This window comes from Micromonospora sp. WMMC415 (assembly GCF_009707425.1).
Classification (GTDB): domain Bacteria; phylum Actinomycetota; class Actinomycetes; order Mycobacteriales; family Micromonosporaceae; genus Micromonospora.
Map to the genome: position 1 here is coordinate 5638245 of NZ_CP046104.1, position 22600 is coordinate 5660844.

The window sequence follows — 22600 nt, forward strand, 5'->3', positions numbered from 1 at the left end:
GGACGGCCGCAGTCATCTCCCGGAGGTCTGCATGCATGCGGTGGCGGCCGGCTGGCACGGTGACAGGGTGCGTCCGGGCTGGATGTCCGCGCGTTCCCAGTCCCGGCCGAGCGCGTCTGCACGCGGGGTCGACGCACGACAGGTCCCTCGCCAGAATGGGCCGGTGACGCCCCGACCCGCTCCCGGACGCCACCAGGCGGCGCCGTCCGCCGAGGCGAGCCACTCGGATCATCTGGTCCGGCTGCTCTACGCCGAGCACGCCGGCCCGTTGCTGGCCTTCGTCATGCGGCTGACCGGTGGGGACCGGCAGCGGGCGGAGGACATCGTCCAGGAGACCCTGCTGCGGGCGTGGCGCAACGCGCACCGGCTCGGCGCGCAGGGTCAGGGCTCGCTGCGCCCCTGGCTGGTGACCGTGGCGCGCCGCATCGCCATCGACGAGCACCGCAGCGAGCAGGCCCGGCCGGCCGAGACGTACGACCGGGACCTGACCGCGTTCGCCGAGGCGGACAGCACCGACCGGGTGCTGCGCACGATGACGGTGGCGGACGCGCTGCGTACGCTGAGTCAGTCGCACCGGGAGATCCTGGTCGCGACCTACTTCCGGGGCCGGACGGTCCCGGAGGCCGCCGAGGAGCTGGGCCTTCCGCTCGGCACGGCGAAGTCACGGGTCTACTACGCGCTGCGCGCGCTGCGCACGGCTCTGCAGGAACGGGGGGTGACGGAATGAGCCGGGCGGACCACATGGACGTCGCCGCGTACGCGCTCGGCGTGCTGGACGAGCACGACACCGAGCGGTTCGAGGAGCACCTCGCCACCTGCTGGGCCTGCGCGGCCGAGCTGGAGACGATGGTGCCGGTGGTCGGGCTGCTCTCCGGCATCGACGGCGAGACGATGAGCGCCCTGGAGCAGACGCAGACCGATCCGGCGTTGCTGGACCGGACGCTGGTGGCGGTGCGGGCGCACCGGCGGCGGACCCGGTTCCGGCAGGTGCTCGCCACGGCCGCCGCCGTGGTGGTCTTCGGCGGGCTGACCGGGGTCGGCTTCGCCAACATCGTGGCGGACAGCGCTCCGCCGCGGGTGGACGCCCAGCCCACCACCGGCCCGACCGGCCCGGTCGTACCCCGGTCCAGCGGCCCGGACGACATCGGTATCGGTGGCGACAAGGGTCTGCCCGAGGGCAAGCGGCACGACGAGGTGGACGGCACCACCGGCGTGGAGGCGTCGTTCTTCGTCGCGAAGAAGGAGTTCGGCACCAACGTGAACTTCATCCTGGCGAAACTGCCCGGACCCCGCACCTGCCGACTGGTGGTGGTCCGCGACAACAACACCAGTGAGGTTCTCTCCACCTGGTCCGTCCCGGGTGGCGGGTACGGCACCAACACCAACTCCAACAAGTTGACGCTGAGTGCCGCGACCGCGACCCCGGTCGCTCAGATCAAGCACTTCCAGGTGCAGTCGGTGGACGCGAACGGGGTGGCCAGCCCGCTGGTCACGATCCCGATCGACTGACCGAAGCCACACGTATCGGCGCCGGCTGCATTGGCCGGCGCCGATCAGGCGTTCCTTGACAAAATCGCCTCTCGCGTCCACACACGAATCGTCGACCGGATCGGTTCAACCATTCTTCAGTGAAATTGGCCACTGTTCCACATTCAACCTTGACAGCGCGCCGCCCGTATCTCCCGGTGAACTGCCAAGAATGAGGAGGGCACGTGGCACAGATGAAGCGGACCGTCATCGTCGCGAGTGCGATGGTCGCACTTACGGCCTGCGCTCCCGCGGGCTACGACGGGGCGAACTCCAGCGCCGCCGAGCCGGTCGCCGTCGCCGCGGCCGAGCCCACCGCGGCTGTCGAACCTGAGGCGACCGCGACCGCCTCCGCGGCACCGCCGGCGGACGACGTCGCCCCCCAGCAACCGCCCGCCAACGTCGATCTCACCGAGACGCTCATCGCCAAGAAGGTCGCGCGGATGGGCAGCGTCGTCACCGACCAGGACGGGTGGATCCTCTACCGCTTCGACAAGGACACCAACGACCCGGCGGCGTCGAACTGCGTCGACAAGTGCGCGGAGGTGTGGCCCCCGGCGCTGACCGACGGCGAGCCGCAGCTCAACAACGTCGCCGACGACCTGGTCGGCACCATCACCCGGCAGGACGGCACCCGCCAGATCACGCTGGACGGCTGGCCGCTGTACCGCTACATCGGCGACAAGAAGCCCGGCCAGTGGAAGGGCCAGGGCGTCGGTGGTACCTGGTTCGTGGTCGCCCCGGACGGCAAGAAGAACCTGACCTGCCTGCCGACCGGCACGCCGAAGCCCGTCGCGCCGCCGTCGGACGCGGAGAAGGACGGGGGCTCCGACTACTGACACCGGTCCACCCCGGACCCGGTGGCCGGTCGGAGGAGGGAGGGCCGGCCGGCCACCGTCGCCAGATCCGGACGCCGGGCGTACCGGCAACGCCCACGCGTCCGACCGCGGCGCCGGCCCGTTCGAGCGGGCCGGCGCCGCGCCACGACGGCCACCGGCCGTCACGCAGCCCCCGGCGCGGACGTGGGCGGCGGTCGCCCCGCCGGCAGGCGGCCCGCCGCGGTCCCCCAACCCGCACCCACGGCCGGATCCCGGCCGGTCCGCCCCGGTGACGGACGACACCGTCGGCGCCCCAGGCGCCGGCGGTGTCGTCCGTCACCGGCCCCACGCGTGGCAGCATGTCCGGGTGACCGGGACCGAACCCTCCGCCCGCCGGGTGCTGCGCCCACCCGCCGGGTACCGGCTGGCCGCGTCGGTCCGGTCGCTCACCTTCAGCCCGTACGACCCCTGCGCGCGCGTCGCCGCCGGGACCTTCTGGTGGGCCACCCGCTCCCCGGCCGGGCCGGCGACCCTCGCCCTGCGGCCGGTCGCGGGCGACCTCCTGGCCGAGGGGTACGGCCCCGGCGCCGACTGGGTCGTGGAGCGGGCCGACGCGGTCGCCGGGCTCCGGGACGATCTGAGCGGTTTCGCCGAGCTGGCCGCCGCCCACCCGGTCGTGGCCGAGCTGGCGGCTCGGCACCGCGGGCTCCGGATGCCCGCCACCAGCCAGGTGTTTCCCCGGCTGCTGCGGGCCGTCTTCGAACAGAAGGTGACCGGCAAGGAGGCCTATCGGGCGTACGCCGCGACCGTTCGCCACTTCCGGGCGGCGGCCCCCGGTCCGGTGGCGTTGCTGCTCCCGCCGGAGCCGGCGGCGGTGGCCGCCACCCCGTACTGGGTCTTCCACCCCTTCGGGGTCGAGCAGCGGCGCGCGGACACGCTGCGCCGGGCCGCCGCGGTGGCCGACCGGCTGGAACGCTGCGCGGACTCCGCCGAGGCGACACGCCGACTCACCGCCGTCGCGGGGATCGGGCCGTGGACCGCCGCCGAGGTGGTACGCGTCGCGTACGGCGACCCGGACGCGGTCAGCGTCGGCGACTACCACGTGCCGAACACCGTGGCCTGGGCACTGGCCGGTGAGGCACGCGGGGACGACGCCCGGATGCTCGCCCTGCTGGAGCCGTTCCGGGGGCACCGGGGCCGCGTCTGCGTCCTGCTGGAGGCCGCCGGCATCCAGGCACCGAAGTTCGGCCCCCGCGCACCGATCCGCTCCTTCGCGCGGTTCTAGGCCTGGGTCGGGCAGAGGCGGCGCAGCGTCCGGCCCAGCCACCAGGCGTACCCGTGCTGCACGCCCCGGGCCGCCGGACCGGCGGCGCGCACGAACCAGCGGTCCGGGACGCTGAACGCCACCACCTCGAACCGGACGTGGCCGGCGGCGTCCCGGCTGACCAGGAACGCCTCCTCCCCGCGCTCCGGGTGGCCCGGCCGGGTGCCGTACCCGAATCCGGCCCGCTCCGGGCCGTCCTCGGTCCACACCACCTCGCAGGGGCCCCAGATCCGCAGCGGGCCGACGCCCAGCCCGGGGGTGACCGCGACTCCCGGTGCGGCGCGCGGGGCGTCGGTGCGCATCCGCACCCCGGCCGCGCGGTGCAGCCGCCAGGTGAGGACCGCCTCGGCCGCGGTGGCGAAGGCGCCGTCCGGGAGGCGGAAGCGGTGCCGCAGGTGGTGGTAACCGTCGGGCAGCCGCCCGTCACGGGTCGCACCCACCTCGGCGTAGGTCAGGTCGGGCACGGGATCACAGTGCCACGGCACCCTCACCCCCGGTACGCGGGGCACCGCGGACCGGGCGGGCTGTGGTTGGCTGGGCCGGTGACCGCACCTCCGCTGATCGCCCCCGCGACCCCCGCCGACGCCGGGGAGATCCTGACCGTGCAGCGCGCCGCCTACCTGACCGAGGCGCAGCGTTACGCCGATCCGTTCCTGCCGCCGCTCACCGAGACGCTCGACGAGGTGCGCGCGGCGGTGGCCGGGCCGCAGACCGTTCTCACCGCCCGGCTCGGCAACCGGCTGGTCGGGTCCGTCCGCATCCGCGTCGAGGGCGACATCGCGCACGTGGGCCGGCTGTCGGTCGCACCGGACCAGCAGGGCCGGGGCATCGGCGGGCGGCTGCTGCGGGCGGTCGAGGCGGTGGTGGCCGCGCGGGTCTGCCGCTTCGCCCTGTTCACCGGCGCGGACAGCGCGGACAACCTCCGGCTGTACCAGCGGCACGGCTACCGGGTCGTGGGGCACGATTCGGACCCGAACGGCGTCCGGCTGGCCCTGCTGGAGAAGCCGGTCCCGCTCCGCTGCTGATCGACCGGCCCCGCCGGCCGGACGGCTTCGCTTGCCGACTCGCCGGTCCGGCGGTCCCGGCTGGTCAGGCGGCCTCGCGCAGGTCGGCCAGTTCCAGCGGCGTGTGCCGACGCAGCAGCTCGGCCAGCTCGTCGACGGTGCCGACCTCGCCGAGCACGTTCTTGCCGCCGCCGTACCGCACCGGGTAGCGGTGCACCAGCCGGTACCGGTATCGGCCGCGGATCAGCTCGACACTCACCCGCCACCGCCCACAGCACCCGCAGACCCACTCCCGCACCCGGCGAAAGTAGCTCTGACCTGCGGATTTCCGATTGCCCCGGCAGCGCCGAAGGGGGACGGCGAGGGACAGGCCGCCCGTCGGCCAGCGGTGATCCTCCTCACGGTTGTCGGTGCCGTCTGGTTGACTGGTCGCCGTGAAGCTGCCGATCACCCCGCCGGTCGAGCCGATGCTCGCCAAGAGCGTCCCGCGGGTCCCCACCGCACCCGGGATGACGTATGAGCCGAAGTGGGACGGCTTCCGGTGCATCGTGTTCCGCGACGGCGACGAGGTCGAGCTGGCCAGCCGGGGCGGCAAGTCGATGACGCGCTACTTCCCCGAGGTGGTCGAGCAGGCCCGCCGGCAGCTGCCCGAGCGCTGCGCGGTCGACGGCGAGCTGATCGTGATCCGGCGCGACGGGCCCGGTGGTCAGCCCCGGCTCGACTTCGAGCTGCTGGCCCAGCGCATCCACCCGGCCGCGTCCCGGGTGAAGCTGCTGGCCGAGACCACCCCCGCCGACTTCGTCGCGTTCGACCTGCTCGCTCTCGACGACGAGACGTTCCTCGACCTGCCCTACCCGCAGCGCCGGGCCCGGCTCGAGGCGGCGCTGGCCGGGGTCCGGCCGCCGGTGCACGTCACCCAGATCACCACCGATCCGCAGACGGCCCACCGCTGGTTCGACCTGTTCGAGGGCGCCGGGCTCGACGGGTTGATCGCGAAGCCGGCCGACCTGCCCTACGAACCGGGCAAGCGGCTGATGTTCAAGGTCAAGCACGCGCGCACCGCCGACACCGTGGTGGCGGGTTTCCGCTGGCACAAGTCCGGCCCGGTGGTCGGCTCGCTCCTGCTCGGCCTCTACGACGACGAGGGCGTGCTGCACCACATCGGGGTGAGCGCGTCGTTCACCATGGCCCGGCGCGAGGAGCTGCTGACGGAGCTCGAGCCGTACCGGGACGGTGGCGCGGACCATCCGTGGGTGCACGGCGACCACGAGCGCGGGCAGCGCATCCCGGGTGGGGTCAGCCGCTGGACCGGCGGGAAGAACCTGGAGTGGGAGCCGCTGCGTCCCGAGCTCGTCGTCGAGGTGGGCTACGACGCGATGGAGGGTGACCGGTTCCGCCACACCGCCCGCTTCGTCCGGTGGCGGCCGGACCGGGACCCCCGCTCCTGCCGCTACGACCAGCTCGACCGTCCAGTCCGTTTCGACGTCGACCAGGTGCTGCGCGGCGACCCGGCGAGCGTCGGCCCCGCGTCCGGGCCGGCCTGATCCCGATCACGAAAGGCGCGCTCGTGTTCCGCACTTCCGCCCGCCGGCCAGGAGTCCGTCCGGAACGAGGTTCCGGACGCTCTCCGGCGCTGGCCGGCCTGGTCGCCGCCATCCTGGTCGCCGCCGGCTGCACCGTGCCGGCGTTCGCCCCGCGCACCGACGTCGGGGGTGAGGCGGCGGCCCCGGGCGCCGCCGCGACCTGGCGGGCCTGCCCGGAGGTGGCCGAGGAGCTGGTCGGCCGTACGGCGCCGGGCATGCGCTACGAGTGCGCCCGCGTGGCCGTGCCGCGCAACTGGGGTGGTGGCACCGGCGCCACCTCCGGCCCGGGCGCCGGGGAGACGTTCGAGATCGCGCTGCTGCGGGCTCGGTCGACCAAACAGCGGGACCGGATCGGCTCGCTGCTGATCAACCCGGGCGGTCCCGGCGGCTCGGGCGTCGACACCGCCGTCTACCTGTCCTTCGGAGCGGCGCTCGGCGGGCTGCCCGCCTCGATCACCGACCGCTTCGACATCGTCGGCTTCGACCCGCGCGGCGTCGCCCGCTCCAGCCCGGTGGAGTGCATCTCCGACAAGGACCTCGACGCGAGCTTCGGCTACGACCCCGATCCGGAGAGCCAGGCGGCGTTCGACGGCTTCGTCACGCTCAACCAGCGCATCGGGCGCGGCTGCGGGGAGCGGTACGGTAACCAGTTGCCGCTGTACGGCACCGAGCAGGCCGCCCGCGACATGGACGCGATCCGGGCGGCGGTGGGCGACGAGAAGCTGACCTACCTGGGCTACTCGTACGGCACGCTGCTCGGCGCCACGTACGCCCAACTCCACCCCCAGCGGGTCCGGGCGCTGGTGCTCGACGGAGCGGTCGACCCGCGAATGGGTCTGATCGCGTCCTCGGAGAGCCAGGCCAAGGGCTTCGAGCGGGCGTTCGACAACTTCTCGCGGTGGTGCGCGGCCAACGCCGGCCGCTGCCCGATCGCGCCCGATGCCCGCGCGGCCGTCACGTCGGCCATCGACAAGGCGCGGGTCTCCCCCGTCCGGGGTGACGGCGGCCGGGAGGCGACGCCGGGGTGGATCTTCTACGCGGTGGTCTCCTCGCTCTACACCGAGGCGGGCTGGCAGGAGCTGGCCGGGGCGATCGAAGAGTTGGAGGACGGCGATCCGACCGACGTGTTCCGCCTCGCCGACGCGTACGCGGGCCGGGAACCCGACGGCACGTACTCGAACCTGTTCGACGCCAACCTCGCGGTGAACTGCGCCGACGAGGAGGAGAAGCCGAGCCGGGAGCAGATCCGGCAGCTCCAGACGCGGTGGCGCCAGGCGTACCCGCTGTTCGGCCCGGCGCTCGCCGTCGGCATGCTCACCTGCGCCGAGTGGCCCGGCGGGCGCGACCCGTACCCGACCGGGCGGGCGGAGGGCGCGCCGCCGATCCTCGTCGTCGGCACCACCGGGGACCCGGCGACCCCGTACGAGCAGACGCCGGCGCTCGCCGGGATGCTGGGCGTGGGCCGGGTGCTGACCTGGGAGGGCGAGGGGCACACCGCCTACCCGCAGACGTCCTGCGTCACCGCGGCGGTCGACGCTTACCTGATCTCGTTGACCGTTCCCAGGGAGGGGCTTCGCTGCCCGGCCCGCTGACCGGCTGCTCCGGCGGCAGGTCGGGCAGTTCGATGCCGTGCCGCGCGGCGATCTCCTCCAGCAGCGCCCGCATCCGGCGTACGTCCGCCTTGAGCTGCTCCTGCTCGTCGTGCTCGAACGCGTCGTCGTCCACGATGAGTCGGCTGGCGAAGTGGGCGGTGATCAGCGGGATGACCAACAGCACCATGGTGGAGATGAGCAGCGCGGCGAGGGTCCGTCCCGCCCAGGTGGTCGGTGAGATGTCGCCGTAGCCGACGGTGGAGGCGGTCACCACCGCCCACCACACCGCGTCGGCGGGGCTTCGGTTCTCCACCTCGCCGTAGATGATGCCGGCGATCACGATCATCAGCAGGTACGACGCGATCAACGTCCGGGGTGAGTTCGCGAACCAGACCAGCCCCCGGTAGATCCACCGGAACGGCAGCAGGAGGACGTCCATGGGGCATCATGCTGCCCGCTACCCGCAACCACCGCTCACACATCCGCCGGCGTCCCTGTGTCAGGCTCGGCGGCATGATCTTCCGTGAAGCCGTCCGGGCCGATCTGCCCGCCGTCATCGCCCTGCTCGCCGACGACGTGCTCGGCCGGACACGGGACCACACCGAGGTCGACGAACGGTACGAGCGCGCCTTCGCCGACATCACCGCCGACCCGCGCAACCAGCTCATCGTCGCCGACGCCGGCGGTGAGCTGCTCGGCTGCATGCAGCTCACCTACATCCCGGGGCTGGGCCGGCACGGCACCGAGCGGCAGCTCGTCGAGGCGGTCCGTGTCCGCTCCGACCAGCGCGGGCGCGGGCTGGGCCGGCAGATGATGACCTGGGCGATCGACCAGGCGCGGGCCCGCGGCTGCGGGCTGGTCCAGCTCACCACCGACAAGTCCCGCCACGACGCGCACCGCTTCTACCTGGGCCTCGGCTTCGTGGCCAGTCACGAGGGCATGAAGCTACCGCTCTGACCCCACCCGGGGCGGTCGGCCGTCAGGCCGTCGACGCCGGCCGTTCATCCCGCGACCCGGGCCAGCGCAGGCCCGCTTCCTCGGCGGCGGCCCGGGCCCGCTCGACGAACCGCGACACGCTGCCGTCCAGCTCGGCCAGCTCGGCAGGACCGAGCAGCAGCACCGGCCCGCCGTCGGTCACGGCGAGCACGCAGGGCGTACGGCCCTCGCTCGCGGCGTGGATGTCGGCGTTGCGCTCGTTGAGGTGCACAAGCTGAACCGGAACGCCCAGGGTGGGGACGACGTCCCGCCATTCCCGCTTCGGCCCGAAGCCGCGGTGGGTGATGTCGCAGAGGGCGCACTCCGTGGTCCCCCGGAGCTTGCCGACGAGGTACGCCAGCTCACCACGGAGGCCACCGTCGGCGTGGTAGACGCCGACCAGCCGTCGGATCACACCGGTCGAGGGGGTCATGCCACCCATTCTGCCGGTCAGCGCGGCGAACCGACGTCTCGCCCGGGCCGACGCCGAGCACCAGGTAGCGGCCACCCACCAGGTGTCCCGGGAAGCCCCCAAGGTGCGGTTCAGTCGCCGGAGAAGCCGGTGAAGTGGATCTGCGCGGGGCGGCCGTCGAGCTGGCTTACGACGTATACGCCCTGCCAGCGTTCGCGTATCGAGGATGGGTTGAAGTCCTTCATCCACTCGACGACCTGGGTCGGCGTGGGCGTTCGGGTTCCGAAGAACTCAAGCGTCTGCTCATCGTTCAACGGAGAGACGGTGAACGGCGCCGGTCCAGCCGAGACTCCGTTGACCATGTCGATGATCGAGTACGTGCCTGACTCCGGTTGCGCTGCGAACAGTGTGTCCGGGTCGACCGGTTCCGGCCGCCGCTGGGCGGCACGCCAGTCCGCGAGGAGGTACTCGTTGATCCCGCTGCCGTCGTGGGCGGGGTCCAGTCTGGCGCGAAACTCGTCCTCAGCCAGGGCATACAGCGGGTTGGGCTCCTCGCGGTAGTACGCGCCCTCGGCATATACGTCCTGACGTAGCTGTTCAAGCGCGGTGGCCACGTCCGACTGGTAGGTAACGCTGTACGACCATCCCGAAGCGCCCACGTTCTCCCCGCTCGATGTCGATTGGCCGAGGGCCGACGCTAGTCCACCGGCACCCGGTACACCACCTCGTAGTACGGGCCCAGGACGATATCGGCAGTCTCCACCGCCAGTGGCCCGGCGTAGTACGTCCGCTCGATGACGAGAACGTGCGACCCGCGCGCCGTCAGCTCCAGCCCCTCGATCTCCGCTGGGCTGGCCGGTCTGGTGGTGACTCTCTCCTCGAACGCGTCGATTCGAACGCCGATCGTGTCCATACGGGCCACCACGCCCACCGCCGCGCCCTCCTCGGGCCATTCAACCGGTGTCCCTCCGGTGATGGCGAGCGGTTCGTGGGACTCCGACAGCTGGATGGGATGACCGTCGGAGCGAAACCGGTAGCGGGTGCGCATCACCGGGTCTCCGGGGTCGATCCCGAGTCTGGCCGCAACGGCAGGAGTAGCGGTGGTGTGTTCGCTGCTGTGCTCCCAGTCAGGCCGCTGGCCGGCGGCGGTGGCGTCGCGGGCGAAGGGTGAGGTCGGACCGGTGGCGGTGCGCAGGTCCCGGCCGTGGGCCCGCCGGGTGAGTCGACGGACCTGGCGTACGTAGTTGCCCGACCCGCGTCGACCCTCGATCAGTCCTTCGCCCTGCAGGATCGACAGGGCCGCTTTGACGACGGTCGTGGATACGCCGAACTGTTGCCGTAGCTGAGCTTCGGTGGGCAGCTTGTCGCCGGGACGAAGCGTCCCGCCACTGATCATGCCGCGCAGGGCTGTGGCGATGCGCAGATAAGCGGGGGCTGTGGGCATGGAGGAAGTGCCCTCCTTTCCGGTCTGCGCGCTCAGTCGACCACATCCGATTTAGTGCGCCAAATCTTGGCCGATGCATTGCCCGACGCAAGTTAGTGCACTAACTTGCGAGGTAGCTCCGTCACCGGCTGCTTCCGGTCTGCGACCAGATAGCCGGTGACCCTCACCCGTGCATGGGAGGCTCCCGTGGGCATACACACCGCGCCTGCCGAACGTCTGGCCCAACAGCGACGATCTCGGCAGGCCAAGCCGTGACGGTGCCTGAGGTCCTGACGAAAATTCCCTACTACGTAGAGCAGGCCGGTTACTGCATTGCCCTACACGAGAAGGCCAGCTGTCCGGCCTGCACCGACACCGGATGCCCGAGGCTGGACGAGGCTGCTGATGTCTTGGCCGTCTTCCGCGAGCAACGTCGCACGAGGTACGGGATCAAGCGGAACTTTTGAGCCACGGACATCACGATCTGGGCCGCTCCGGGAAACCGGTCTGCGAGTCGGCGTTGTGCCAGCCGGGAAGTCTGCTCAGGTAGCGGTTCCCCGAGGGCGGTCGCGGTCCTTGGAGGGCTGGACCCGCTTCGGCTCACCGGGCATCTTCGGGTGGTCCGGCGGATAGGGCATGTCGCCCTGCCCGGCGGCGGCGTCCCGCTCGGCCCACTCCAGCAGGGGCGTGATGTCCCACGGGGCGTCGTCGATGCCGGCGTGCGGGTCGCCCCGCTCAGCCAGCCGGGCCGGGACGGTGCGCAGGTCGAAGTCGTCCGGGTCGACGTCGGGCAGCTCGTCCCACGTCAGCGGGGTGGAGACGGTGGCCCGCGCGTTGGCCCGCAGCGAGTACGCGCACGCGATCGTCCGGTCCCGCGCCATCTGGTTGTAGTCGACGAAGACGCGGGTGCCGCGCTCCTCCTTCCACCAGGCGGTGGTGACCAGCTCCGGCCGGCGCCGCTCCAGCTCCCGGGCCAGCGCGATCGTCGCCCGGCGCACCTCGACGAACGTCCAGCGGGGTTGGATGCGCAGGTAGACGTGGACGCCCCGGCCGCCGGACGTCTTCGGCCAGCCGGCGACCCCCAGCTCGTCGAGGATTCCCCGCAGCTCGGCCGCGGCGGTGGCGGCGTCGGCGAAATCCGTGCCGGGCTGCGGGTCGAGGTCGACGCGCAGCTCGTCGGGGCGGTCCGGGTCGGCGGCACGGACCGGCCACGGGTGGAAGACCACCGTGCCCATCTGCGCCGCCCACGCCACGTGGGCCAGGTCGGCCGGGCAGAGCTCCGCCGCCGTCCGGCCGCTGGGGAAGCTGATCTCCGCGGTCTCGACCCACGGGGGTACGCCCCGGGTCGGCACCCGCTTCTGGAAGAACATCTCCCCCTCGATGCCCTCGGGGAAGCGTTGCAGGGTCGTGGGCCGCTCGCGCAGGGCGCGCATGATGCCGTCACCGACCGCCAGGTAGTAGTGGAAGACGTCGGCCTTGGTGAACCCGCGCTGCGGGAACATCAACCGTTCCGGACTGCTCAGCCGGACGCGGTGCCCGGAGACCTCGATCTCCTCGGCTGCGGCCTTCGTGCCACCCATTCCGCGACCCTATGCGATGGCTCCGACATCCGACGTACCGTTGGTGGGTGAGTCTCGACGACACCGAACTGCCCCGCACCGAGGACGAGTGGCGGGTCCGGCTCAGCCCCGAGGAGTTCCGGGTGCTGCGGGAGCACGGCACCGAAGCCCCGTGGACCGGCGAGTACGTGGACACCAAGACGCCCGGCGTCTACCACTGCCGGGCCTGCGGGCTGGAGCTGTTCGCCAGCGACACCAAGTTCGACTCGAACTGCGGCTGGCCGAGCTTCGACGACGCCATCCCGGGCCGGGTCAAGGAGATCGAGGACCGCAGCCTCGGCATGGTCCGGACGGAGATCCGGTGCGCCCGGTGCGACAGCCACCTCGGGCACGTGTTCCACGGTGAGGGGTTCACCCCGAAGGACACCCGGCACTGCGTGAACTCGGTCTCCATCCGGCTCGAACCGCGCGAGAGCTGACCGTCCGCCTCCGGGCTCCCACCCCCGGTCAGCCGTCTGTCAGCAGCGCCGTCTGCGCCGTACGCGACCGGGCGACCCGCTCGGCCAACTCGCGCACCGACGCGCTGCCGCCGACCGTGAGATGCGCGTGGGCGAGGTCCGCCGCCGCGCGCTGGTGGGCGCCGAGCACCGCGCGGAGTTCGCGGTCCACGTCGGCCGGGGCCGCGGCGCGCAGGCGGGCGAGGTCGTCGGCGCCGGCGTGCCCGGCGTGGTCGTGCGCGCCCCCGCTCGTGGGCCGGCCGGCGTCCCGCAGCCAGGTTCGCATCGTCCGCAGCTCGTCGGACTCGGTCGCCTCGATCGCGTCGAGCAGGGTCCGCAGCTGGGCGTCGGTCAGCCGCCCCTCGACCAGGCGGACGATCTCCAGCGTCCGCTCGGTGTGCGCCACCATCGCGGTGAGGAACGGGGCGTCGACCCCGGCAAGGCTCACCGGTGTGCTCGCGGGCGTGTTCGCCGGGGGCGGGGCGGGCGCGGCGGTGCCCGGGCCGCCGGTGCAGCCGCCGGCCAGCAGCAGCACGGCGAGCAGGGCGCCGAGGTGCGGTCGGCGGGTGCGGCACGCTCTGGGTACGGGCCGCACCCGTTGGGCCCGGGTCGGCACCGGCTCTAGACCTGGGTCCACAGGGCCGGGGTGTAAGGCGGCTCCCAGCCGGGCAGCGCGGTGTGCGGCTGGCGGCACCGGTACGTGGCTCCGCCGTACGTGACCTGGTCACCGACCTGGTAGGCGCGACCCGCCGTCCACGTGCCGCCCGGGGCGGGGGTGGTGGGCGCGGCGGTCGGGGTCGGTGGCGGGGTGGTCGGCGGTGGCGTGGTCGGCGTGGGTCCGCCGCCGCCTCCGATCTGGAGGTCGACGCAGGAGTAGAAGGCGTTGGCGGTGTCGGCGATGTTCCACACCGCGAGGACCTTCTGCCGCCCGGAGTATCCACCGAGGTTGACGGTGTGCGACACCGTGGCGGGAGGCTGCTGGCCACCGCCGCTGAACACCGCGACGCGGGTGTTCCCGATGAAGTACTCCCAGTTGCTGGTGGCGTGCCGGGCGGTGTTGGTCCAGGTGAACGTGACCGTGCTGCCGACGCTGGTGGCCGGCCAGCCCCGGCTGTCGTCGTTGAGGACGGCGAAGTGGGCGATCCCGGCGTGGCAGTTGCGCAGCCCCTTGGGGCCCTCGACGCTCTGCGGCTCCCATTTGATCTGGCCGCAGTCGGGCACCCGGTTCTGCGCACAGAGCGCCTGCCGGCTGGGCGGGCCGGACACGTACCCGTGTGCCTGGGCCGGCGCGGCGACGGCCAGGGAGGACAGCACGGCGCCCGTCGCGACCAACGGGAGGGTGACTCTTCGACGCATGGCGGCATCTCCTTTGCGGACGAGGCTGCTGAAGATGCCACCCAAGGTAAGTTAAACTTTGTTAACAGTAAAGACCCCTGTCGATAAAAACATCGATGGAGGTAAGTCGTATCTGCCGCGACGGACGGGGTCAGAGCAGCAGCAGGCTGCCCTGCTCGTCGATCCGGTCGGCGGAGTCATCGTCGAGCCAGACCCCACCCGTGGCGAGGTACCGGAAGCGGTACTCGCCCGGCCCGAGCTTGACCGTGATCGTGCGCGTGCCGTCCCGGCGGGTGACCAACTCGTGCCGACCGGGCTCCCAGCCGTTGAAGCACCCGACCACGCTGACGGTCCCGGGCGGGGCGTCCCGGGGGAGGCAGAAGGTGACGCGGGTCTGGTTGCCGAAGAGCTTGTTGCGCTTGATCACGTCTTTCCTCCGGGGGTCGGGTGTTCCACCGGTTCCAACGGCCGACACGCCGAGGACGACTCGCCGTGGAACCGGATCAGGTTCGCCGGTTCCGGTTGCCGAAGCGTGTCACGTGTTCGACGCTTGCGTTACGTGTCCACAATCGGGGGGTTTGTCATGGCGACCTGCGAGGTCTGCGGTAACGACTACTGGATGGCGTTCGAGGTGCATACGAGCAGCGGCGCCACGCACACCTTCGACTGCTTCGAGTGCGCGATCCACAAGATGGCGCCGATCTGCGAACACTGCCAGGTCAAGATCGTCGGCCACGGGGTGGAGGTGTCCGGTCGGTTCTTCTGCTCCGCGCACTGCGCCCGCGCCGAGGAAGGCGAGCAGGGCGCCAAGATCCGCGACGCCGTCGGCGCCCGCCCTTCCTGACGACGTAACCCTTCGGTAAGGGGTGCCGGGCGCGCAGCGGACTAAGATCCGATCATGCAATTCGGACGCTCGGCACGCCGCCCGCGCCGCCTCGCCGGCCTGGCCGTCATCACCATGACCGCCGCCGCCCTCGTCGGCTGCGCCGGGTCGGACGACCAGGCCGGGGCGCCCGGCACCCCCGCGCCGGCCACCGCGACCGGCGGCGCTGCCACCACCAGCGCCCCGGCCAGCCCGACCGGCGCCCCGCCGGCCAGCGTGCCGGAGACGCTCCGGTTCACCGCACGTACGGTCGACGGGCAGACCTTCGAGGGGGCCAGCCTGGCCGGCAAGCCGGCCGCGCTCTGGTTCTGGGCCGCCTGGTGCACCCGGTGCCGCGCCGCCGCCGACGACGTCGCGGCCATCCAGCGGGACACCGCGGCCGAGGCGAACCTGGTCGGCGTGGCCGGCCTGGGCAGCGGCGAGGGGGCCATGAAGCGCTTCATCGCCGACACCGGCATCGGCGGCTTCCCGAACCTCGCCGACGACAAGGGCGAGGTCTGGCGGAAGTTCGACGTGACCACCCAGGAGTACTGGGTGCTGTTGGACTCCACCGGCAAGGTCGTGCACTCCGGCCCGCTCAGCACGACCGAGGCCCGCCAGCGCATCAACGGCCTGAGCTGAACGTCAATGCCAGACGCCCCGTACGGCCTGGCGCTCGGAGCCGGGCTGCTCGCCGCGATCAACCCGTGTGGCTTCGCGCTGCTGCCGGCGTACCTGTCGGTGCTGGTGCTGGGGGACGGCCCGGCGGCCGACCGCGGGCCGCTCGCCCCGGTGGCCCGGGCGCTGGCGCTCACCGGGGCGATGACCCTCGGGTTCGTCGCCGTCTTCGGGACCTTCGGCCTGCTCGCCGCGCCCGCCGCCGACGCGATCGCCCGCCGGCTGCCCTGGGTGTCGGTGCTGATCGGCCTCGCGCTCGTGGTGGCGGGCGGCTGGCTGCTCGCCGGCCGGCAACTGCCCGCCTTCACCCCGAAGGTGGCCACCGGGCCGGCGGTCCGGCTGCGCTTCATGTCCATGGTGCTCTTCGGCGCCGCGTACGCGATCGCCTCGCTCGGCTGCACCATCGGGCCGTTCCTGGCGGTGGTGGTCGCCGCGTTCCGGGCCGGCTCGACCGGCGCCGGGATCGGCCTGTTCGTCGCGTACGCCGTGGGGATGGGTCTGGTGGTCGGCGCGGCGGCCCTCGCCGTGGCGCTGGCGCGGGAGTCGCTGGTGCGGCGCGCCCGCCGGGCCGGCCCGCTGCTCGGCCGGGTCGCCGGCGTGCTGCTCGCGCTGACCGGAGGCTACGTCGCGTGGTACGGCTGGTACGAGATCCGGCTGTTCGCCAACGGGGGCGGCGACGACCCGGTGATCGAGGGCGCGGGCCGGGTGCAGAGCGCGATCAGCTCGTGGGTCGGCGAACTGGGCCCGTGGGTGGTCGCGGCCGCGGTCGTCGCGCTGCTCGCGCTCGCCGCCGGCATCCAGGTGGTACGCCGTCGTGGCGCGCCGCGACGGCCACCAACCTGATCCCGCTGCCCGCCCGGAGACGCCCTACCATCGCGGGGTGCCGCACACCGAACTCCGCTCCGCCGCCTTCGCCGACCTGTCCGCCCGCACCTTCCACGACCTGCTCCGGCTGCGGATCGACGTGTTCGTGGTGGAGCAGGCGTGCCCGTACCCGGAACTGGACGGCCGCGACGTCGAGCCGGGCACCCGGCACGTCTGGCTGGAGGAGGACGGGGTGCCGCTGGCGTACCTGCGGATGCTGGCCGATCCGGGCGGTGTGGCGCGGATCGGCCGGGTCGTGGTGGCCGAGCGGGCGCGCCGCGGCGGGTACGCGGGCCGGCTGATGACGGCGGCCCTGACCGAGGTCGGCGACCGCCCCAGCGTGCTGGCGGCGCAGTCGCACCTGGTCGGCTTCTACGCGCGGCACGGCTTCACGGTCAGCGGCCCGGAGTACGTCGAGGACGGCATCCCGCACACCCCCATGCGCCGGGAAGCATTGACGTAGTCCGATGGGTATGGGAGTCTGCCGGCGGAGCCAACCGCGCGGGTGACGCGGGGTCCGGGAGGGGCAACTCCCGAGCCGTCCGGGCGTCGTCGTCGATCCGACCACTCCCCCGGGGGCCCCATGTCCTTCCTCGCCCGATCGTTGAGATCACCCCGCATCCTGTGGCTGCTCGCCGTCGCGGCGACCGCCACCCTCCTGCTGACCACCGCGCTGGCCAATCCGGTCTCGGCCCACGGTTCCGTGGTGGACCCGGCCTCACGCAACTACGGCTGCTGGCAACGCTGGGGCAGCGACTTCCAGAATCCCCGGATGGCCACCGAGGACCCGATGTGCTGGCAGGCCTGGCAGGCCAACCCGAACGCCATGTGGAACTGGAACGGCCTGTTCCGCGAGGGCGTCGCCGGCAACCACCAGGGCGCCATCCCGGACGGCCAGCTGTGCAGCGGCGGCCGGACCGAGGGCGGCCGGTACAACGCCCTCGACGCGGTCGGCGCCTGGAAGACCTCACCGGTCTCCAGCACCCTCCGCGTCCGCCTGTACGACCAGGCGAGCCACGGCGCCGACTACATCCGGGTGTACGTGACGAAGCAGGGCTTCAACGCGCTCACCCAGCCGCTGCGGTGGAGTGACCTGGAACTGGTCGGCCAGATCGGCAACACCCCGGCCGCGCAGTGGACGCCGGAGAGCGGTGGCGGCGTGTCGATCCAGATCCCGGCGAACGCGCCGGGACGCAGCGGCCGGCACGTCGTCTACACGATCTGGCAGGCGAGCCACCTCGACCAGTCGTACTACCTCTGCAGTGACGTCGACTTCGATGGCGGTCCGAGCAGCCCGCCCCCGACGACACCCCCGCCGACGACTCCCCCACCGACCACGCCGCCCCCGACCACGCCGCCGCCGACCACGCCGCCGCCGACCACGCCGCCGCCGGCCGGCGCGTGCACCGCGACGTACCGGGTGACCAGCCAGTGGTCCGGGGGGTTCCAGGCGGACGTGACGGTGACCGCCGGCGGCTCGGCCGTCCGGGGTTGGAGCGTGAGCTGGACCTTCGCCAACGGCCAGCAGGTCAGCCAGGCCTGGAACGCCACGGTCACCAGGACCGGCGACACGGTCGTCGCCCGCAACGTCGACTACAACGGAAGCCTCGGCGCCGGTGCCAGTACCACGTTCGGCTTCATCGGCTCGGGCAACGCGAGCCCGATACCCGTCGTGGCCTGCACGACCGCCTGAGTCCCCGGCCGGGGCCGCGCCCATCTCCCTCCGGGCGCGACCCCGGCCGACCGGTAAGGAAGGGCCCCCCGTTAACGCCTGGCGTCGTAACGGGGCCCCTTCTTAACGTCACCTGCCGAGCCGACCAGCTCGGCAGGTCGGCCAAGGATTCGCGGCGCCGCCGGCCGGATGAGGCTTGCGCCAGCCGACCCCGACCGACGTGACCACCGCGAGCCGGTGCTCCCCCGCGAGCTGTTAACAGGGGGCCCTTCTTCTACCGGAGGCGTTAAGAAGGGGCCCTTCCTTTCACGGCAGGCAGGTGATGATGTCGGCGATGGAGCGGCGACGGCCGGTGTAGAAGGGGATCTCCTCGCGAACGTGCAGGCGGGCGCGGGAGCCCCGCAGGTCACGCATCAGGTCCACGATGCGGTGCAGCTCGTCGGCCTCGAAGGCGAGCATCCACTCGTAGTCGCCCAGCGCGAAGGACGCCACCGTGTTGGCCCGCACGTCCGGGTAGCCACGCGCCATCCGGCCATGCTCGGCCAGCAGCTCACGCCGCTCGGCGTCGGGCAGCAGGTACCACTCGTACGAGCGGACGAACGGGTACACGCACACGTACCCGCGGGCCTGCTCGTCGGCCAGGAACGCCGGGATGTGGCTCTTGTTGAACTCGGCCGGCCGGTGCAGCGCCATCTGCGACCACACCGGGGTCATCGCGCGGCCCAGCGTGGTGCGCCGGAACCGCTGGTACGCGTCCTGGAGCGCGTCGCTCGACGACGAGTGCCACCAGATCATCAGGTCGGCGTCGGCGCGCAGGCCGGAAACGTCGTACGTGCCCCGGATCGTCACATCCTTGCCGGCCAACTCCTCGAAGAGCGCCTCGACCTCGCCGGTGACGTTCTCGCGCAGCGACGGCAGGGGGCTGGTGGCCCGGTACACCGACCACATGGTGTAGCGGATCGTGGCGTTCAGCTCCTTCAGCCGCGCCGCGTTGGTCTGCTCGGTCATGTCCGGGAACCTCCCAGTGCTGTGATGATCTCGTCGGCCGCCGTCGCGCCGGAGCGGACGCAGACCGGGATGCCGACGCCGTCGTACGCGGCGCCGGCCAGGGCCAGGGTCGGGTGGCCCGCGCGCAGCGTGGCCCGCGCGGACGCCACCCGGTCGAGGTGGCCGGGCGGGTACTGCGGCAGCGCCCCGCCCCACCGCTGCACGTGACCGGCGACCGGCGCGGGCAGCGGGACGCCGAGCACCGCCGACAGTTCCCGGTGCACCGTGGCGGCCAGGTCCTCGTCCGGGCGCTGGAGCTGGGCCTCGTCCCCGTACCGGCCGACCGACGCGCGGACCAGGGCGAGCCCGTCCGGCCGGCGCAGGTGCCCCCACTTCGTGGTGAAGAACGTCGAGGCCTTGATGAGCAGCCCTTCGGTCGCCGGCACCAGGAACCCGGACAGCGCCGGCAGCGCCGGCTCCGGCAGGGCGAGGGTGACCAGCGCGACGCTGGCGTAGTCCAGCCCGCCGACCGCCGCCGCGGCCTCCGGGGCGACAGCGTCGAGCAGCCGCGCGGCCGGGCGGGCCGGCACGGCCAGCACCACCGCGTCGACGTCCACGTGCTGCGCGTCGCGGGTCGGGCCGACGGTCAGCCGCCACCCGGCCCCGGCCGGGGTCACCTCGCGGACCGCCGCGTCCCGGCGGATCGTCGCCCCGCTGGCCGTCGCGGCAGCCTCGACCAGGGCGCCCAGGCCACCGGCCAGGGTTCCGAAGACCGGCGCGCCCGGCGCGCGGGGGGCGGCGGCCTGCGCGGCGCGTACCGCGCCGACCAGTGTGTGCTCCACCCGGGCCGCCCGGGCGAGGGCGGGCATCGTGGTGGCCAGCGACAGGTCGTCGGCCCGGCCCGCGTAGACGCCGCCGAGCATCGGGTCGACCAGCCGGTCGACCACCTCGTCGCCGAGCCGGGCGCGGACCAGCGCCCCCACCGCGACGTCGTCGTCGGGCCCGAGGAGCGGGCGGCCGGCGTCCCGGTCGGCGTCCGCGGCCGGCCGCGCGACCGCCGCCACCGCCGCCAGGTCCCCGGGTACGCCGACCAGCGTCCCGCCCGGGATCGGGCGCAGCCCACCGTCGACGGCGAGCGCGGCCTGCCCCACGGTGGGGTGGACGACACGGCCGGCCAGCCCGAGCCGGCGGACCAGGGCCACGGCGGCGGACTCCCCGCCCGCCGGGTCCCGCATGAGGAACGACTCGGCGCCGAACTCCACCGCCTGGCCGGCCAGCTCGCCGGTGCGCAGCTTCCCGCCGAGCGCGCCGCTCTGCTCGTACACCGTGATCTCGGTGCCGGCGGGGGCGCGGTCGCGCAGCCGGACGGCGGCGGCCAGGCCGGCGATCCCGCCGCCGACCACCGCGACCCGCCACGGCGCCGCCATGCCGGTCAGCCCTGGTCGGCCGGGCGGGCGGACAGCTCGTGGACCAGAGCCACCACCCGGGTCAGCACGTCGGGGTCGGTCTCCGGCAGCACGCCGTGGCCGAGGTTGAACACGTGACCGGGGGTGGCCCGGCCCTGCTCCAGCACGCGCCGGACCTCCGCCTCCACGACCGGCCAGGGGGCGAGCAGCACGCACGGGTCGAGGTTGCCCTGCACGGCCCGCTCGGGACCGATCCGGCGGGTGGCCTCGTCCAGGGGCGTACGCCAGTCGACGCCGACCACGTCGGCGCCGGCCTCGCCCATGGCGGTCAGCAGCTCGCCGGTGCCCACCCCGAAGTGGATACGCGGCACGCCCGCGTCGGCCAGGCCGGCGAGGACCGCCTGCGAGTGCGGCAGGACGAAGCGCCGGTAGTCGGCCTCGGACAGCGCGCCCGCCCAGGAGTCGAAGAGCTGCACCGCGGAGACGCCGGCGTCGACCTGGACCCGCAGGAAGGCCAGCGTCACCTCGGCGAGCCGGCCGGCCAGGGCGTGCCACAGCTCCGGGTCGCCGTACATGAGGGCCTTGGTCTTCGCATGGGTACGCGAGGGACCGCCCTCGACCAGGTAGCTGGCGAGGGTGAACGGGGCGCCGGCGAAGCCGATCAGCGGTGTGCCGCCCAGCTCCTTCACCAGCATCCGCACCGCTTCGTCGACGTAGGAGACGTCGTCGCGGGTGATCGGGCGGATCCGCGCCACGTCGTCGGCGGAGCTGACCGGCTGGGCCACCACCGGCCCGGTTCCGGGGACGATGTCCAGGTCCACCCCGGCGGCGGCGACCGGCACCACGATGTCACTGAACAGGATCGCCGCGTCGACGCCGTGCCGGCGGACCGGCTGAAGGGTGATCTCGGTGACCAGGTCGGGACGCCGGCAGGACTCCAGCATCGCCACGTTGGCCCGGATCTCGCGGTACTCCGGCAGCGACCGGCCCGCCTGCCGCATGAACCAGACCGGGGTGTGCGGGCCGGGTCGGCGCCGGCACGCCCGGACGAAGGCTGAGTCGGCCGGACCGCCGGAGCGGGGGTCCTCGTCTCGGGCGGCGGTGCCCGCGGTGTCGGTGCTCATCGCGGCCATCGTGCCACGCCGCTCGCTGCCCCCCACCGCCACCGCCACCAATTGTGAGCCGCCTCCGCCCAGGTGCAAGGAAGGGCCCCTTGTTAACGGCTGCGGTAGAGGAAGGGTCCCCTTCTAACACCGGTCCGGCGGGGCGAGGGATCGTCGGGGCGCGGCCGGGGCGCACGGCGCGCCGCCGGGGCGGCGGGTCGGCGGCGGCATACGCTTTCGGGCATGGCCCCCCCGATCGCGCTCCCGGAGACCTTCGCCCGCGCGGTCGCCGGGCTCCGGTCCGCGGCGCCCCGGGCGGAGATCCTGCTCGAGGAGGTGGGGGCACCGCAGCGGCTCGCGCCGTACGCGTTCGCGCTCTCCGCCACCGTGCTGCGCGACGGTGACGAGGTGGCCACCGGCCGGCTGATCCTGCTGCACGACCCGGCGGGGCACGAGGCGTGGCAGGGCACACTGCGCCTGGTCACGTACGTGACCGCCGAGATGGAGGTCGACCTGGCCGCCGACCCGCTGCTGCCCGGGGTCGGTTGGACGTGGCTGACCGACGCCCTCGATGTGCAGGGCGCCCAACACCGGGCGATCGGCGGCACGGTCACCCAGACCATGTCGACCCGGTTCGGCGAGCTGGCAGGGCCGCCCGCGGCGGGCGACATCGAGATCCGCGCCTCCTGGACGCCGCTCGACGACGACCTGGCCCCCCACCTGTACGCCTGGTGCACCCTCCTCGCCTCGACGGCCGGCCTGCCACCACCCGGCGTCACCGCCCTGCCGACCCCACACCGCACCTCCCCGTCCTGACCCGGGCGGCCGCCGCGATCCTGCACACCCTCCCCGGGACGAACTGCCGGAGAAGGGGCGAAACGGGGGCCGAACGTGCATGATCGGCGGGGTGCAAGACGGGACGGGACACGCTACGGGGGCGGGTGCGCGCGGTAGGAGGCCGGCGGGCAATAGGGTTGTC

The 22600-nt window shown here is 73.2% G+C and carries 28 protein-coding genes; 15 read left to right on the plus strand and 13 right to left on the minus strand.

Features of this window, described 5'->3' with window-relative positions:
• The first annotated feature begins 31 nt into the window (after positions 1-31).
• From GKC29_RS26385 to GKC29_RS26400, 4 genes are all read left to right on the plus strand, one after another.
• Positions 32-727, plus strand: coding sequence for a sigma-70 family RNA polymerase sigma factor (locus tag GKC29_RS26385; protein WP_155333379.1), 696 nt, complete (start codon positions 32-34; stop codon positions 725-727).
• Complete coding sequence (locus GKC29_RS26390) at positions 724-1509, plus strand: anti-sigma factor (protein WP_155333380.1); 786 nt, start codon at positions 724-726, stop codon at positions 1507-1509. Before GKC29_RS26385 ends, GKC29_RS26390 begins: the two co-directional genes overlap by 4 nt.
• 203 nt (positions 1510-1712) lie before the next feature.
• Positions 1713-2366 (plus strand): hypothetical protein, encoded by a 654-nt coding sequence (locus tag GKC29_RS26395; protein WP_155333381.1) that lies wholly within the window; start codon positions 1713-1715, stop codon positions 2364-2366.
• A gap of 346 nt (positions 2367-2712) precedes the next feature.
• Positions 2713-3630, plus strand: a complete 918-nt coding sequence (locus GKC29_RS26400; protein ID WP_155333382.1) for a DNA-3-methyladenine glycosylase — start codon at positions 2713-2715, stop codon at positions 3628-3630.
• On the opposite strand, the gene GKC29_RS26405 is transcribed toward GKC29_RS26400, so the two are convergent.
• Positions 3627-4133, minus strand: coding sequence for a DUF1990 family protein (locus GKC29_RS26405; protein ID WP_155333383.1), 507 nt, complete (start codon positions 4131-4133; stop codon positions 3627-3629). The two genes, GKC29_RS26400 and GKC29_RS26405, sit on opposite strands and share 4 nt — an antisense overlap.
• A 78-nt stretch (positions 4134-4211) precedes the next feature.
• Here GKC29_RS26405 and GKC29_RS26410 point away from each other — a divergent pair, with 78 nt between their 5' ends.
• A complete protein-coding gene (locus GKC29_RS26410) occupies positions 4212-4694 on the plus strand; it encodes a GNAT family N-acetyltransferase (RefSeq protein ID WP_155333384.1) in 483 nt (160 codons plus the stop codon).
• Positions 4695-4758: 64 nt separating this feature from the next.
• Here GKC29_RS26410 and GKC29_RS26415 read toward each other — a convergent pair whose 3' ends face one another.
• The gene (locus GKC29_RS26415; RefSeq protein WP_155333385.1) at positions 4759-4971 is read right to left on the minus strand and encodes a hypothetical protein; all 213 of its coding nucleotides are present in this window, start codon (positions 4969-4971) and stop codon (positions 4759-4761) included.
• A gap of 136 nt (positions 4972-5107) precedes the next feature.
• On the opposite strand from GKC29_RS26415, the gene GKC29_RS26420 reads away from it, so the two are divergent.
• Together GKC29_RS26420 and GKC29_RS26425 are read left to right on the plus strand one after the other, a co-directional pair.
• A complete protein-coding gene (locus GKC29_RS26420; RefSeq protein WP_155333386.1) occupies positions 5108-6217 on the plus strand; it encodes an ATP-dependent DNA ligase in 1110 nt (369 codons plus the stop codon).
• Between the two features lie 89 nt (positions 6218-6306).
• The gene (locus tag GKC29_RS26425; protein WP_370463373.1) at positions 6307-7848 is read left to right on the plus strand and encodes an alpha/beta hydrolase; all 1542 of its coding nucleotides are present in this window, start codon (positions 6307-6309) and stop codon (positions 7846-7848) included.
• Here GKC29_RS26425 and GKC29_RS26430 read toward each other — a convergent pair.
• Entirely contained in the window at positions 7775-8287 is a 513-nt protein-coding gene (locus GKC29_RS26430; protein ID WP_155333388.1) for a potassium channel family protein, read from the minus strand. The genes GKC29_RS26425 and GKC29_RS26430 overlap by 74 nt on opposite strands.
• 74 nt (positions 8288-8361) lie before the next feature.
• On the opposite strand from GKC29_RS26430, the gene GKC29_RS26435 reads away from it, so the two are divergent.
• Complete coding sequence (locus tag GKC29_RS26435) at positions 8362-8805, plus strand: GNAT family N-acetyltransferase (protein WP_155333389.1); 444 nt, start codon at positions 8362-8364, stop codon at positions 8803-8805.
• A gap of 22 nt (positions 8806-8827) precedes the next feature.
• Here GKC29_RS26435 and GKC29_RS26440 read toward each other — a convergent pair whose 3' ends face one another.
• From GKC29_RS26440 to ligD, 4 genes are all read right to left on the minus strand, one after another.
• Positions 8828-9256 carry a hypothetical protein gene (locus GKC29_RS26440; protein WP_155333390.1) on the minus strand — a complete coding sequence of 143 codons (429 nt, stop codon included), beginning with the start codon at positions 9254-9256 and terminating at the stop codon, positions 8828-8830.
• Between the two features lie 110 nt (positions 9257-9366).
• Positions 9367-9849, minus strand: a complete 483-nt coding sequence (locus GKC29_RS26445) for a hypothetical protein (protein WP_155333391.1) — start codon at positions 9847-9849, stop codon at positions 9367-9369.
• Between the two features lie 83 nt (positions 9850-9932).
• Positions 9933-10679 (minus strand): GntR family transcriptional regulator, encoded by a 747-nt coding sequence (locus tag GKC29_RS26450; protein WP_155333392.1) that lies wholly within the window; start codon positions 10677-10679, stop codon positions 9933-9935.
• Between the two features lie 521 nt (positions 10680-11200).
• Positions 11201-12238 (minus strand): non-homologous end-joining DNA ligase, encoded by a 1038-nt coding sequence (ligD, locus tag GKC29_RS26455; RefSeq protein ID WP_155333393.1) that lies wholly within the window; start codon positions 12236-12238, stop codon positions 11201-11203.
• 47 nt (positions 12239-12285) lie between these two features.
• On the opposite strand from ligD, the gene msrB reads away from it, so the two are divergent.
• The gene (gene msrB / locus GKC29_RS26460; protein ID WP_155333394.1) at positions 12286-12696 is read left to right on the plus strand and encodes a peptide-methionine (R)-S-oxide reductase MsrB; all 411 of its coding nucleotides are present in this window, start codon (positions 12286-12288) and stop codon (positions 12694-12696) included.
• Positions 12697-12724: 28 nt separating this feature from the next.
• Here the strand turns inward: msrB and GKC29_RS26465 are convergent, their stop codons facing one another.
• The 3 genes from GKC29_RS26465 to GKC29_RS26475 all read right to left on the minus strand — a co-directional run bounded on the left by GKC29_RS26465 (position 12725) and on the right by GKC29_RS26475 (position 14476).
• Complete coding sequence (locus tag GKC29_RS26465) at positions 12725-13330, minus strand: DUF305 domain-containing protein (RefSeq protein WP_370463281.1); 606 nt, start codon at positions 13328-13330, stop codon at positions 12725-12727.
• Between the two features lie 5 nt (positions 13331-13335).
• On the minus strand, positions 13336-14070 hold the full coding sequence (locus GKC29_RS26470) for a lytic polysaccharide monooxygenase (RefSeq protein ID WP_155333395.1): 735 nt from the start codon (positions 14068-14070) through the stop codon (positions 13336-13338).
• A gap of 130 nt (positions 14071-14200) precedes the next feature.
• Positions 14201-14476 (minus strand): isoamylase early set domain-containing protein, encoded by a 276-nt coding sequence (locus tag GKC29_RS26475; protein ID WP_155333396.1) that lies wholly within the window; start codon positions 14474-14476, stop codon positions 14201-14203.
• A 156-nt stretch (positions 14477-14632) separates the two neighbouring features.
• Here GKC29_RS26475 and GKC29_RS26480 point away from each other — a divergent pair, with 156 nt between their 5' ends.
• The 5 genes from GKC29_RS26480 to GKC29_RS26500 all read left to right on the plus strand — a co-directional run bounded on the left by GKC29_RS26480 (position 14633) and on the right by GKC29_RS26500 (position 18146).
• Complete coding sequence (locus GKC29_RS26480; protein ID WP_155333397.1) at positions 14633-14893, plus strand: Prokaryotic metallothionein; 261 nt, start codon at positions 14633-14635, stop codon at positions 14891-14893.
• 114 nt (positions 14894-15007) lie between these two features.
• Positions 15008-15553, plus strand: a complete 546-nt coding sequence (locus GKC29_RS26485; protein ID WP_155334357.1) for a redoxin domain-containing protein — start codon at positions 15008-15010, stop codon at positions 15551-15553.
• A gap of 6 nt (positions 15554-15559) precedes the next feature.
• Positions 15560-16432 carry a cytochrome c biogenesis CcdA family protein gene (locus GKC29_RS26490; protein WP_155333398.1) on the plus strand — a complete coding sequence of 291 codons (873 nt, stop codon included), beginning with the start codon at positions 15560-15562 and terminating at the stop codon, positions 16430-16432.
• Between the two features lie 37 nt (positions 16433-16469).
• On the plus strand, positions 16470-16916 hold the full coding sequence (locus GKC29_RS26495; protein WP_155333399.1) for a GNAT family N-acetyltransferase: 447 nt from the start codon (positions 16470-16472) through the stop codon (positions 16914-16916).
• Positions 16917-17036: 120 nt separating this feature from the next.
• Complete coding sequence (locus GKC29_RS26500) at positions 17037-18146, plus strand: lytic polysaccharide monooxygenase (protein ID WP_155333400.1); 1110 nt, start codon at positions 17037-17039, stop codon at positions 18144-18146.
• Positions 18147-18431: 285 nt separating this feature from the next.
• On the opposite strand, the gene hemQ is transcribed toward GKC29_RS26500, so the two are convergent.
• From hemQ to hemE, 3 genes are read right to left on the minus strand one after another with little or no spacing between them, the layout of a single operon-like run.
• The gene (gene hemQ, locus GKC29_RS26505) at positions 18432-19133 is read right to left on the minus strand and encodes a hydrogen peroxide-dependent heme synthase (RefSeq protein WP_155333401.1); all 702 of its coding nucleotides are present in this window, start codon (positions 19131-19133) and stop codon (positions 18432-18434) included.
• The gene (gene hemG / locus GKC29_RS26510) at positions 19130-20539 is read right to left on the minus strand and encodes a protoporphyrinogen oxidase (RefSeq protein WP_155333402.1); all 1410 of its coding nucleotides are present in this window, start codon (positions 20537-20539) and stop codon (positions 19130-19132) included. The genes hemQ and hemG overlap by 4 nt, the downstream gene beginning before the upstream one ends.
• A 5-nt stretch (positions 20540-20544) precedes the next feature.
• Positions 20545-21642, minus strand: coding sequence for a uroporphyrinogen decarboxylase (hemE, locus tag GKC29_RS26515; protein ID WP_155333403.1), 1098 nt, complete (start codon positions 21640-21642; stop codon positions 20545-20547).
• Between the two features lie 222 nt (positions 21643-21864).
• On the opposite strand from hemE, the gene GKC29_RS26520 reads away from it, so the two are divergent.
• Positions 21865-22437, plus strand: a complete 573-nt coding sequence (locus tag GKC29_RS26520) for a DUF3000 domain-containing protein (protein ID WP_155333404.1) — start codon at positions 21865-21867, stop codon at positions 22435-22437.
• Positions 22438-22600 lie beyond the last annotated feature (163 nt).